We start from the raw sequence: 11,114 nt of genomic DNA on the forward strand, positions 1-11,114 counted from the left end.
GCTGCGCCCCGCCCTGCTGGAGATGCCGCAGGCAGCGGCGGTGCTGCGGCGTGCCGCGCGGTCCCCGGGCCGCGTGGGCGCGGGGGAACTGGAGATATCCCCGGCGCGGGACCGGCTCATGCTGATCGGGAGCGCGCTGACGGGGCGGTGGTGATCATGCCTCGCGCGGGCGCAGCGCCAGCCAGATGAGCGCGCCGCCCGCAAGCGTCAGGAACGGGATCATCGCGAGGTTGACCGAGGCCCAACCCGCCTGGGCCGTGCCGCCCGAACAGTTCATGAGCCCGCCCGAGGCGAGGGATGCCGCCGTGACCCCGCCGAAGACCAGCAGGTCGTTGAGGCCCTGCATCCTGCCGCGTTCATGCGGCTCGTGCGCGCCGGCCAGCATCGTTGTCGCGCCGATGAAACCGAAATTCCAGCCGACCCCCAGCAGGACAAGCGCGACGAAGAAGTTTTCCAGCGCGACGCCCTGAAGCGCGACCGCTCCCGCGGCGGCAAGGATGATCAGGCCGGTCCCGACGATCTTCTCGACGCCGAACCGCGCGATCAGGTGGCCTGTGAAGAACGACGGCATGTACATGGCCAGAACGTGGGCGCTGACGATGTCGGCGGCGTTGCCTTCGTCGAACCCGCAGCCGACCACCGCGAGCGGCGTCGAGGTCATCACGAGGTTCATCAGCGCGTAGGATACCATCGCGCAGATCACGGCCACCGCGATCCGCGGGGTCGTGATCAGCTCCCACCGCGTGCGCCCCTTCGGCGCGTCCTCCGAGGGGACCGGCGGTTTCGGGATGTCGAGAAAGAGAAACAGGAACGCGCCTGCCACGTTGAGAACAATCACCCCGAGATAGGTGCCAAGGAACGGGATGATCAATGCCTGGCTTGTGGCCTTGACAAGTTGCGGCCCCAGTATCGCCGCGAGAAGCCCCCCGGCCATCACGTAGGAAATCGCCTTGGGCCGGAACGTGTCGCTGGCGGTATCCGCGGCGGCGAAGCGATAAAAGTTGTGCGCGGACATGTAGATACCGGTGACGAGGCTGCCCAGCAGGAAGACCGGGAAAGACGCCAGGTGAAGCCCCCAGGCCGCGATGGCCCCGCCGGTTGCGCCGGCGGCGGCGCCGAGGAAAAATCCCGCGCGCCGGCCGTAGCGCTGCATGATGGCCGAGACGGGCGTGGCCGCCAGCATGGAACCCAGCACGATGAGCGAAATCGGCAGGGTGGCGAAGCACGGGTTTCCCGCCAGCGATTGCCCGGCGAGCCCGGCCACGACGAAGATCATCGGCATCTGAGCCCCGAGGATCGCCTGCGCGGCCACGAGTACCGTGACGTTGCGGCGCGCGCGGCTGTCGTCGATGGGCATGGTGCGATCGGTCATGACCCGCGTGCTAAACGGGTTCGTTCAGACCTTCAAGCACGGATGGCGCCGCATCGATCACATGCGCGAAGGAGCCGTGCACGTGCCCCTCGCTCAGCCCCATGGGCGGCAGGGCGCCGCCTTCGGCGTCCGTCGCGTCGAATAACGGCCGGCCCTCGGTCGCGCGCGTGCTGGCATAGTGGAACTCGTGACCGGCGAGCGGGCGATCGAACGGACCGCGCAATGGCACAAGCCGACGGTAGCCCAGATGCAGCTTTCGCTCGGCAAAGGAGGTTTCAAGACCCAGCAGCCCGGCCATCGCGTGCCACTGCCCGTCGGCATCCGTCAGACCGGTGCCCAGCACCATGTAGCCGCCGCACTCGCCGTAGATGACAGTGTCGCGCGCCGCGCGGCGCAGCGAGGCCATGAAGGTATCCGCCGCCGCGATCCGGCCGGCGTGAAGCTCGGGGTAGCCGCCCGGCAGGAAGACGAAATCCGCCTCCGGTACGGGCTCGTCTGCCAGGGGCGAGAAAAAGCGAAGCTCCGCGCCGGCGGCGCGCCAGTCCTGCAGCATGTGCGGATACGTGAAGGCGAAGGCGGTGTCGCGCGCCACGGCGATGCGTCGGGCGGGCGGCGGCATCCCGGCATGGGGCGCAGCCGCGGGCAGGGGCGCGGCCAGTGCCAGTGCGGCCTGCCGGTCGAGGCTCGCCGCCAAAGCATCCGCCGCCGTGTCGAGAAAGGTGTCGAGATCGCCGCGTTCGCCCGCCTGGACCAGCCCGAGGTGGCGCGCCGGATGGCCAAGATCACGGGAACGGCGCAGCGCGGCCAGCACGGGCAGACCCGTCTGGCCGAGCGCGCGGCGCAACATCGCCTCGTGCCTTTCCGAGCCCACGTTGTTCAGGATCACGCCGGCCAGCCGCACCCCGGGATCATGGCCCGCGAACCCGGCGACGAGCGGGGCGACGGAGCCGGCCATCCGCCCGGCATCCACGACAAGGATCACCGGCAGCCCCAGTTGGCGCGCGAGGTCGGCCGCCGCACCGCGCCCGTCCGGCGGGGCGCCGTCGAAAAGCCCCATCGCGCCTTCGATGATCAACAGGCCCGCGCCATCGGCCAGCGCCGCCACGCGCGGCGGCGTCATGGCCCAGGCATCCAGGTTCACGCAGGTCGCGCCGCAGGCCGCCTCGTGAAAGCGCGGATCGATGTAGTCGGGCCCGGACTTCGCCCCGCGAACCGCCACGCCATCACGCGCCAGCAGCCGCAGAAGCGCGAGCGTCACGGTCGTCTTGCCCGCGCCCGATGACGGCGCCGCGATGATCAGGCCGCTCGCCATGCTTCCTTCCGGGGTTTCTTCTCGGTCGAAATACCCTCGGGGGTCCGGGGGTGAAACCCCCGGCAGGTCACCTGTCGGGCCGTCATGACGCCTCGGCGGGGCGCCCCCGGCCTAGCGGATCGGTATCGCGCGGCGCCGCCCCCGCCAGCATCGCCTGCCAGTCCAGCACCTGCCGCATCAGCACGGCGCGCCCGACGCAAAGGATCGCGGGCGGTTCCATGCCGCTGGCCTCGATGTCCGCGGGCATCCGCGCAAGCGTCGTCTCCAGAACCTCCTGCGCGCCCGTCGTGGCCGAGCAGACCACGGCACACGGTTCCTCGGGCGGACGCCCGGCCTCCATCAGGGCGCTGCTGATCTGCCGGACATGTTTCATGCCCATGTAGATCACGATGACCTGGCTGCCCCGGGCGATCGCCTGCCAGTCAAGCGACGAGGGCGTCGCGCCGGACTGGTCGTGACCGGTGACGAAAGTGACCGCCTGGTTCACGTCGCGGTGGGTCACGGGGATCCCGGCATAGGCCAGCCCGCCGATTCCCGCGCTGATCCCGGGAATGATCCGGATCGGGACACCATGCTGCACCAGCGTCTGCGCCTCTTCGCCACCTCGACCGAAGACGAACGGATCGCCCCCCTTGAGCCGCAGAACCCGTTTGCCCGCGCGGCTGAGGTCCACGAGCCGAAGCGAGATGTCGCGCTGGCTGGCCGACGGCTTGCCGCCGCGCTTGCCGGCATAGATGGTCTCGGCGCCCGGCGCCCAGTCGAGGATCGCCTCCTGCACGAGCGCGTCGTAGATCACCACGTCGGCCTGCCGCAGCGCGTTGAGCGCATGCAGTGTCAACAGCCCGGGATCGCCGGGACCGGCGCCGCAGAGCCACACCCAGCCCGGCTGGAGCTCAGGCCACGTTCCGTCGGGAAGGAGAAGCGAGTCGGTCATGTACCCTGTATGCCCCGACTCGTCCGCGTGGAAAAGGGCTGCAAGCGACCGCTTCACGCTCCCGGCGCGACATTCGTCACGGGCCGAATTGTCGATTGGCCTTGGCCGCGCGGCGCCCTATAGTCCGCGTCGGACATGGCCCGCAAACCCGACACCCCCCTGCGCCGTGGCTGGACCACGGGCGCCTGCGCCACTGCCGCGGCGCGGGCGGCGCTGATGGTGCTGTGGGGGCGGGGAAGCCCCTCCCGCGTCACCATCACCTTGCCCGGCGGCGAGCGTCCGGAATTCGAGATAGCGCACCGGGACGCCGGCGACGGCTGGGCCGAGGCGGGCGTCGTCAAGGACGCAGGCGATGATCCGGACGTCACGCATGGCGCGTTGATCCGGGCGCGGGTCAGCCCCTCGCAGGGCGGGATACGGTTCCGCGCGGGCGAGGGCGTCGGCACGGTGACGATGGCGGGCCTGCCGATCCCGCCGGGTGAACCCGCGATCAACCCTGTCCCGCGCGAGATGCTCAAGGGCGTGGTGCATGACCTCGCGCGGGATCTGGGCCGGCCCGCCGATATCGAGATCGAGCTTTCCGTCCCGGGCGGGGCCGCGCTGGCGCAAGAGACATGGAACCCGCGTCTCGGGATCAAGGGCGGGCTGTCCATCCTCGGGACAACGGGCATCGTGCGACCCTTTTCCTGCGCGGCGTGGATCGCCTCGATCCATCGCGGGATCGACGTCGCCTGTGCGCGGCAGGCGCCGCACGTGGCCGGCTGCACCGGGGCGACCAGCGAGAAAACGGTGCAGTCACTTTACGGGCTGCCCGATCATGCCATGCTCGACATGGGTGATTTCGCGGGTGGGCTGCTCAAGTACCTCGCCAAAAACCCGTTGCCGCGCCTGACCATCGGGGGCGGCCTCGGCAAGATGACCAAGCTGGCGCAAGGCGCGCGCGACCTGCATTCCGGCCGCAGCCAGGTCGATTTCGACAGGTTGGCCCGCGACCTGGGGGCAGGGGACGTGAAATTCATGAACACGGCGCTGCAAGTCCATGAATCCCAAGGAAAGCAATTTGCCGACTGGGTCGCTCAAAACGCGCTTCAGCAGGTTCGCGAGATGCTGCCGGACACGGTGCGCGCGGATACCGTCGTGATCGACAGGCAGGGCGCCGTCGTGGCCCGGGCGGGGCCATGACGCTACTGTTGCTGTCCGGTACCGGGGAGGCACGGCAGATCGCCCGCGCCCTCGCGGTCGAGGGCGTGCCGGCGGTCGCCTCGCTTGCCGGGGCGACACGCGCGCCGGCGTCCATGGGCCTGCCGACGCGGCACGGCGGGTTCGGCGGCGACGCGGGGTTTCGCGCCTATCTGCATCGCGTCGGTATCGCGTCGGTGCTGGATGCGACCCATCCCTTCGCGCATCGTGTCTCGGCGCGGACAGCGCGGGTCTGTGCTGAACTGGGGCTGCCGTACTGCCAGCTGCTGCGGCCGGCATGGCAGCCCGGCCCCGGTGACCGCTGGACCGATCTGCCCCGCGAGGAGGCGGCGGCGCGCCACGTGCCGCGCGGGGCGACCGTGTTCCTGGCCACGGGCCGTCAGACCCTGCCGCGCTTTGCCAATCTGGAAGGGCGGCGGGTGTTATGCCGGCACATCGACCCGCCCGACGCGCCCTTTCCATTCCCGGGCGGCGAATTCCTGATCGGGCGGCCGCCCTTCTCGGTCGCCGATGAGCGGGCGCTTTTCGCGCGCCTGGGGGTGGACTGGCTGATCGTGAAGAACGCGGGCGGCGCGGCGCCACGCGCCAAGCTGGCCGCGGCGCGGGAGCTGGGCATCAGGGTGGGCATGATCGCGCGGCCGCCGCAACCCGATTCGCCGCGCGTGGCAACGGTGGAGGCGGCGCTGGACTGGGCGAGGCGATCATGACGGAACGCATCATCGAAACCTGCGCGGATGTCGAGGAAGGCGCGGCGCATCTTGCCGCCTGCTGTCCGCGCATGGCCCGGGCCCATGATCTGACCGCGCCGTTGCCGTTGCGGCGCCGGCCCGACGGGTTCGGCGAACTGCTCAACGCGATCGTGGGCCAGCAGGTCAGCGTTGCCGCCGCGGCGGCGATCTGGCACAGGGTCGAGATGGCCGGTTTCGCGGAACCGGGGGCGATCCTGCGTGCCGGGGACGACGAGCTGCGCGCCGTCGGCCTGAGCCGTCAGAAAATCCGCTATGCCCGCGCGCTGGCCGGGGCCGGGATCGACTTCGAGGCGCTGCGCGCCATGCCGACCCCGCAGGTCGTCGCGACGCTGACCGAGGTGCCCGGCGTTGGCGTCTGGACCGCGGAGATCTATGCCATGTTCAGCCTCGGCCGCGCCGATGTTTTCGCCCCCGGCGACCTTGCGCTGCAGGAATCCGCGCGGCTGCTTTATGACCTGCCGGACAGGCCCCGGCCGCGCGTGCTGCGTGACATGGCCGAGGCGTGGCGACCGTGGAGATCGGTTGCGGCGCGGCTGTTGTGGGCCTACTACCGGATCGAGAAGCAACGAGAGGGGATCAGATGACGCGTGTATTGCAAGCCGGCCGGCGCGAGCCCGCCTCGGGGATGACCCGCTCTGCCGTGGTGTTCCTGCACGGCTACGGCGCGAACGGGGCCGATCTCATGGGGCTGGCCGAGCCGTTGGCCGAACATCTGCCCGATACGCTGTTCGTGGCGCCCGATGCGCCCGAGACCATCCCGATGATGCCCTCGGGGTTGCAGTGGTTTCCCATCCCGTGGATCGACGGCTCCTCGGAAGAGGAGGCCGAGCGCGGATTGATGGCCGCCGCCGCCGATCTGGATGCGTTCCTCGACGCGCTGATGGTGGACGACGACCTTCTGCCGGAGCAGGTCGTGCTGCTGGGGTTTTCGCAGGGGACGATGATGGCGCTGCACGTGGCGCCGCGGCGCGAGGACGCGGTGGCGGGCATCGTGGGCTTTTCCGGCCGGTTGCTCTCGCCCGAGCTTCTGCAGGACGAAGCGCAGAGCCGCCCGCCGGTATTGCTGTTGCATGGCGATGCCGATGACGTGGTGCCGCCGCAGTCGCTGCCCGAGGCGGCCGAGGCGTTGCAGGCCGCGGGCTGGCAGGATGTCTATGCCCACGTGATGAAGGGCACCGCGCACGGGATCGACCCCGAAGGCCTGTCGGTGGCGCTGGCTTTCATGCGCGACAAGCTGGGGCTCTGAGCCGCCGGCGCGGCCCCTTGTCGGCGGCGGTCCGGGTGGGTCGAGAGCACGTCGTTTCTTCTTGGCGGAAATACCCCCGCCGGAGGCATCCGGACCGCGCCACGGTGCTTGACCGGCGCATCGGTGTGCGTCAGCCCCAAGGGTGCGGTTCGGCGAATGCCAGCGAGTTTCCGGCCGGATCGCGGAAACAGATCGACCGGGCGCCGTTGGGCCCGTGGAAATCGGCCTCGACCGGGTGGTCTGCCACCCTCAGTCGCGCGGCCCAGGCGATGATCTCGGCCGACGTGGCGGCACCTCACAGGCGCCCGGGCCCGTGCGCGCCGTGCGGCGGGACGGGATGGCGCGGGGTCACGGGGGCTGCGCTGTCGCCGCCGGGTCAAAGATCAGCAATACCGCCGCGCCCACGCGGGAGAAGACATGCCGCCCTGCCATGTGCATGATCTCGGGCACCTGCATCACGGTGCCGCAGAACAGCGCCGCGGCGTCCAGATCATCGGCACAAAGCGCGGGTTCGAACACCCGCGCTGGTGTCGGCACACGGGGCAGGACGCGCGATTCGGTCATGCCGTCAGGTTACAACGGTTGACCTGCCCTGCCTGCGCGCCATGCTTGATGTCATGACAGCGTCACGAAACCCGGCTACGCCTGCCGCAAGATTTGCTGCTATATCCCGGGCTTGCCAGAGGCGAAACACGATATATAGTGACAGTTGGAACAAGGGGGTGCTCTGGTCCGGCCGGCCGGGCCAGATGATCCGCACGAGGACGAAGGAATGATGGACGGCGATTTCAGAACCGGTTTCGTGAGGGAGCCGGCGGCACTGCGACAGTATCCGGCGCTGGTACTCAATGCGGATTACAGGCCGCTTTCCTATTACCCGCTTTCGTTGTGGACATGGCAGGAGGCTGTCAAGGCGGCGTGGCTCGACCGGGTGGATATCGTGGCCGAGTATGAACACACGGTCCGAAGCCCGAGTACCGAGATACGCATCCCCAGCGTCATCGTCCTGAAAGATTACGTCAAACCGCAGAAGCGCGTGGCATTCACGCGCTTCAATCTTTTTCTGAGGGATGAATTCTGCTGTCAGTATTGCGGGGCGAAGGGGGATCTGACCTTCGATCACGTGGTGCCGCGTGCGCGGGGCGGGATCACCAGTTGGGAAAACGTCGTGGCCGCCTGTGGCAAGTGCAACCTCAAGAAGGGCGCCCGCAGCCTGCGACAGGTTGGCATGTCGCTGCGCAAGACGCCGCGGCCCCCCGAGGCCGAGGAACTGCGCAACATGGGGCGGAAATTCCCGCCCAATTACCTGCACGAAAGCTGGCTGGATTTCCTGTACTGGGATGCCGAGCTGGAGGCCTGACGCGCATCGTGGGCGTGAGTCGACGAGCCGCGACATGCCCGCGTTCTGCCGTTCCCGATGACGTTGATCTGGCCGGCCATCGGCCCGACCCATGTGCTCGGCAGTTGTCGGGCGCCGGCTGACCGCCGCCCGCCCGGGATCAGTTGTCGGCCTTGGCCGCCGGTTTGGGCTGCTGCCCCTGCGGCTTTGCCGCCTGCTGTTGCTGCTGCGGTTGCTGACCGCCGCCTTGCGCCGCCGGTTTCTGGCCGCCCTGCTTGGCATTCAGCGGATCGTCCTGCCGTTGCACGGACCCCTCGAAGTGCGCGCCGGATTCGATGGCGATCGTCTTGTGGATGATGTCGCCCTCGACCCGCGCCGTCGAGGTCAGCCGAACCTTGAGGCCGCGCACGCGGCCGACGATGCGGCCGTTTATCACGACATCATCGGCGATGACTTCGCCCTTGATCGTGGCGCCTTCGCCGACGGTCAGCAGGTGGGCGCGGATATCGCCCTCGACCGTGCCCTCGACCTGGATGTCGCCCGTCGTCTTGAGGTTCCCGGTGACGTGCAGGTCGGACGAAAGCACGGATGCCGGCGGTTTGGCCTTGGGGGCGGCCGCCTTGAACTCGCCCGTGCCCGCGGCCTCGGGCTTGGCCGTGTCTGCCGTGCCTTCGGGTTGCGCAGGCTTTGCCGGGGCGTCTGCCTTGGGGGCGGGTTCGTTGATCTTGCTTTTAGAAAACATCTCTCGCAGCCTTGATGTAGGTCATGGGGTTGACGGGTTTGCCGCCGACGCGCACTTCGTAGTGTAAATGCGTGCCCGTTGAACGTCCAGTATTGCCCATAGCAGCAATCTTTTGTCCACGCGAGACTCTTTGCCCCTTTTTCACGAACAGTTTGGAGTTGTGGGCATAGCGCGTTTCGATCCCGAATTCGTGCTTGATCTTCACGACCCGGCCATAGCCCGACAGCCAGCCGGCATGGATCACCACGCCGTCGGCCGTCGCGTGAATCGGTGTACCGTGGGGCGCGGCGAAATCCGTGCCGTTGTGCATCCGCCCCCAACGCATCCCGAAGCCGGACGTGTAGCGGAAGGCGCGTTTGACCGGATTCGCGAACGGCGCCTTCTGCGCGGCGATGCGGTAGAGGTTGAGCTCGTCGAGTTCCCCGAGGATGCGGTTGGCGCGTTGCGCATCGAGCGAGATGTCCTCGCCGCGCGTCGAGAATGACAGCGGCATCAGAGGGCCGCCCTGCCCGGAATAGCCGCGCTTGACCGTGTCGAGCAGGCGATCGGGCTCCATGCCCGCCTGTCGGAACATCTTGCGGAGCGGGGCGACCGAGATGCTCATGGCCTCTTCGAGCTGGCGGAAAATCTGGTCGTTCTGATCCTTCATCAGCGCGATTTCCTCGGCCATCCGGTCGGCTTCGAGAAGCGCGTCGCGGGCGTCCCTGTCGATCTTGTCGCGCTGGCGTGCGGTATCCTCCAGCGCCGCGGTCATGAAATCCATCATGCCCTGATCCGCCGCAGGGGTGTCTTGCGGGCCGGACGCCGGGGCGCCGTTTTCAAGCGCCATCGCGAGGTCACGCGCCTCGGCCTTGGCCGCGTCGCGCTCGGTCATGGTGCGCCGCAGCGTGCTCTGGATGACCTCGATCCCGGTTTCCAGTTCCTTGCGGCGAGTCTCGGAGGCCAGAAGCTCGGACTGCATTGCCGAGATCCGGGCAAGCGCGGAACTGAACCTTTCCTGTGCCGCGACCGCTTCCTCGGCGCGGTGGTCGCGTTCGCGCGACAGCTCGTTCAGCCGTGCCTCGTAGGTGCGCTGATCGCGTTTGGCCTGATCGCGAAAATTCCCGGCGCCGATCGTGTCCATGATCAGGATGGCCGTCGCGATGATCGCCCACGCCACGATCAGCGTCGCGCCGGAAAACGCGAGCAACTGCGACGCCGGGCGCAAGCGGATGAAACGTGTGTCGGTATCGGACCTGAGAAAGACCCGCCGCTCGGGGAAATATCGCTCGAGCAGGGCATGAGTTCTGATAACAAGTCGTTTGCGCACGATTTTCTTTCCTGTGTTCCTGTCCCTCGGCCGGCGCATTCGTTGCAATTGGTCACATTACGTAACCAGCGCCCTGCCTCGTGATTAACCAGCGGGTGGTACCGGGGCAAGAAATTTGCAGGATTTTCCCGCGCCTTGCGGCGGAAACCGGCCGCTCCGGCAATAAATTGCCGATCGGCGGCCGGTCATCCTATCCTTCCGGGCAGGGCCGTGCCCGTTCAGGCGCCGGCCAGCGGCCAGTAGAAATCGGGTGGCAACCCGGCCTCGGCGCGTTTTTCGTCGTTGAAGGGCGGTTTGAGGGCGCCGTGAAAATAGGTCCGTACCAGATCGTGGAAAACATCCTTGGGATCCGTGTCGTGGCGCCCGCAGAGGAAATGGAACCACTTGGAACCGTAGGCGACGTGGCCCACCTCTTCGCCGTAGATCACCTGCATCGCCTCGACGGCGCGGGTGTCGCCGGCCTTGTCGAAAATCTCGATCATGCCGGGCGAGACGTCGAGGCCGCGCGCCTCCAGCACCATCGGCACGACCGCCAGCCGTCCCATGAAGTCCTCGGCCGTATCCTCGGCCGCGCGCCACATGCCGGCATGGGCCGGCATGGCGCCGTAATGGCTGCCATGCGCTTCGAGGCAGTCGCAGATCAGGTTGAAATGCTTGGATTCCTCGTCGGCGGCCTTGACCCAGTCGTCGTAGAAACCGATCGGCATCGGCGTGTCGGCAAAGCGCGCAATAATGTCCCAGTGCAAATCCACCGCGTTCAGCTCGATATGCGCGACCGCGTGCAGCATCGCCAGCCGGCCCTTTTCGCTGCCCGGACGGCGGCGGGGCACGTCGCGCGGGTCCAGCAGTTCCGGTTTGCCGGGCCGGGCCGCGGATGCGACAAGAGCGGTCGCCACTGCCGTAACAAGTTT

Annotated in this window: 12 protein-coding genes; 5 read left to right on the forward strand and 7 right to left on the reverse strand. The window is 68.2% G+C overall.

Annotation, left to right across the window (positions count from 1 at the left end; all coding sequences use genetic code 11):
* Nucleotides 1-154: 154 nt before the first annotated feature.
* The 3 genes from ACH107_RS25310 to cobA form a co-directional block, all read right to left on the reverse strand.
* Nucleotides 155-1,372, reverse strand: a complete 1,218-nt coding sequence (locus ACH107_RS25310) for an MFS transporter (protein ID WP_412508351.1) — start codon at nucleotides 1,370-1,372, stop codon at nucleotides 155-157.
* Nucleotides 1,373-1,382: 10 nt separating this feature from the next.
* Nucleotides 1,383-2,684, reverse strand: a complete 1,302-nt coding sequence (locus ACH107_RS25315) for a cobyrinate a,c-diamide synthase (protein ID WP_412508353.1) — start codon at nucleotides 2,682-2,684, stop codon at nucleotides 1,383-1,385.
* Nucleotides 2,685-2,766: 82 nt separating this feature from the next.
* A complete protein-coding gene (gene cobA, locus ACH107_RS25320) occupies nucleotides 2,767-3,618 on the reverse strand; it encodes a uroporphyrinogen-III C-methyltransferase (RefSeq protein ID WP_412508354.1) in 852 nt (283 codons plus the stop codon).
* A 135-nt stretch (nucleotides 3,619-3,753) separates the two neighbouring features.
* Between cobA and ACH107_RS25325 the strand changes: the two genes are divergently transcribed.
* Genes ACH107_RS25325 through ACH107_RS25340 form a run of 4 tightly spaced genes read left to right on the forward strand, consistent with a single transcriptional unit; the run spans nucleotide 3,754 to nucleotide 6,813 of the window.
* Nucleotides 3,754-4,800 (forward strand): cobalt-precorrin-5B (C(1))-methyltransferase, encoded by a 1,047-nt coding sequence (locus tag ACH107_RS25325; RefSeq protein ID WP_412508356.1) that lies wholly within the window; start codon nucleotides 3,754-3,756, stop codon nucleotides 4,798-4,800.
* On the forward strand, nucleotides 4,797-5,525 hold the full coding sequence (locus ACH107_RS25330; protein ID WP_412508357.1) for a cobalt-precorrin-6A reductase: 729 nt from the start codon (nucleotides 4,797-4,799) through the stop codon (nucleotides 5,523-5,525). Before ACH107_RS25325 ends, ACH107_RS25330 begins: the two co-directional genes overlap by 4 nt.
* Entirely contained in the window at nucleotides 5,522-6,151 is a 630-nt protein-coding gene (locus ACH107_RS25335; protein WP_412508359.1) for a DNA-3-methyladenine glycosylase family protein, read from the forward strand. The genes ACH107_RS25330 and ACH107_RS25335 overlap by 4 nt, the downstream gene beginning before the upstream one ends.
* Nucleotides 6,148-6,813, forward strand: coding sequence for an alpha/beta hydrolase (locus tag ACH107_RS25340; protein ID WP_412508360.1), 666 nt, complete (start codon nucleotides 6,148-6,150; stop codon nucleotides 6,811-6,813). Before ACH107_RS25335 ends, ACH107_RS25340 begins: the two co-directional genes overlap by 4 nt.
* Nucleotides 6,814-7,161: 348 nt before the next feature.
* Here the strand turns inward: ACH107_RS25340 and ACH107_RS25345 are convergent, their stop codons facing one another.
* Nucleotides 7,162-7,377, reverse strand: a complete 216-nt coding sequence (locus ACH107_RS25345) for a hypothetical protein (protein WP_412508362.1) — start codon at nucleotides 7,375-7,377, stop codon at nucleotides 7,162-7,164.
* Nucleotides 7,378-7,588: 211 nt separating this feature from the next.
* On the opposite strand from ACH107_RS25345, the gene ACH107_RS25350 reads away from it, so the two are divergent.
* The gene (locus ACH107_RS25350; RefSeq protein WP_412508367.1) at nucleotides 7,589-8,173 is read left to right on the forward strand and encodes an HNH endonuclease; all 585 of its coding nucleotides are present in this window, start codon (nucleotides 7,589-7,591) and stop codon (nucleotides 8,171-8,173) included.
* A 139-nt stretch (nucleotides 8,174-8,312) separates the two neighbouring features.
* Here the strand turns inward: ACH107_RS25350 and ACH107_RS25355 are convergent, their stop codons facing one another.
* From ACH107_RS25355 to ACH107_RS25365, 3 genes are all read right to left on the reverse strand, one after another.
* Entirely contained in the window at nucleotides 8,313-8,894 is a 582-nt protein-coding gene (locus ACH107_RS25355) for a bactofilin family protein (protein WP_412508363.1), read from the reverse strand.
* Nucleotides 8,884-10,203 carry a DUF5930 domain-containing protein gene (locus ACH107_RS25360; protein ID WP_412508364.1) on the reverse strand — a complete coding sequence of 440 codons (1,320 nt, stop codon included), beginning with the start codon at nucleotides 10,201-10,203 and terminating at the stop codon, nucleotides 8,884-8,886. Before ACH107_RS25360 ends, ACH107_RS25355 begins: the two co-directional genes overlap by 11 nt.
* A gap of 218 nt (nucleotides 10,204-10,421) precedes the next feature.
* Nucleotides 10,422-11,114 (reverse strand): ferritin-like domain-containing protein (locus tag ACH107_RS25365; RefSeq protein ID WP_412508365.1); only part of this gene is annotated, 693 nt, incomplete at its 5' end.

The organism is Roseovarius halophilus (ex Wu et al. 2025), from assembly GCF_047086965.1.

Coding starts and splice junctions, on each gene's coding strand:
- ACH107_RS25350 (WP_412508367.1), top strand. CDS start 7,589: ATGGACGGCGATTTCAGAACCGGTTTCGTGAGGGAGCCGGCGGCACTG.
- ACH107_RS25310 (WP_412508351.1), bottom strand. CDS start 1,372: ATGACCGATCGCACCATGCCCATCGACGACAGCCGCGCGCGCCGCAAC.
- ACH107_RS25330 (WP_412508357.1), top strand. CDS start 4,797: ATGACGCTACTGTTGCTGTCCGGTACCGGGGAGGCACGGCAGATCGCC.
- ACH107_RS25345 (WP_412508362.1), bottom strand. CDS start 7,377: ATGACCGAATCGCGCGTCCTGCCCCGTGTGCCGACACCAGCGCGGGTG.
- ACH107_RS25335 (WP_412508359.1), top strand. CDS start 5,522: ATGACGGAACGCATCATCGAAACCTGCGCGGATGTCGAGGAAGGCGCG.
- ACH107_RS25340 (WP_412508360.1), top strand. CDS start 6,148: ATGACGCGTGTATTGCAAGCCGGCCGGCGCGAGCCCGCCTCGGGGATG.
- cobA (WP_412508354.1), bottom strand. CDS start 3,618: ATGACCGACTCGCTTCTCCTTCCCGACGGAACGTGGCCTGAGCTCCAG.
- ACH107_RS25315 (WP_412508353.1), bottom strand. CDS start 2,684: ATGGCGAGCGGCCTGATCATCGCGGCGCCGTCATCGGGCGCGGGCAAG.
- ACH107_RS25355 (WP_412508363.1), bottom strand. CDS start 8,894: ATGTTTTCTAAAAGCAAGATCAACGAACCCGCCCCCAAGGCAGACGCC.
- ACH107_RS25325 (WP_412508356.1), top strand. CDS start 3,754: ATGGCCCGCAAACCCGACACCCCCCTGCGCCGTGGCTGGACCACGGGC.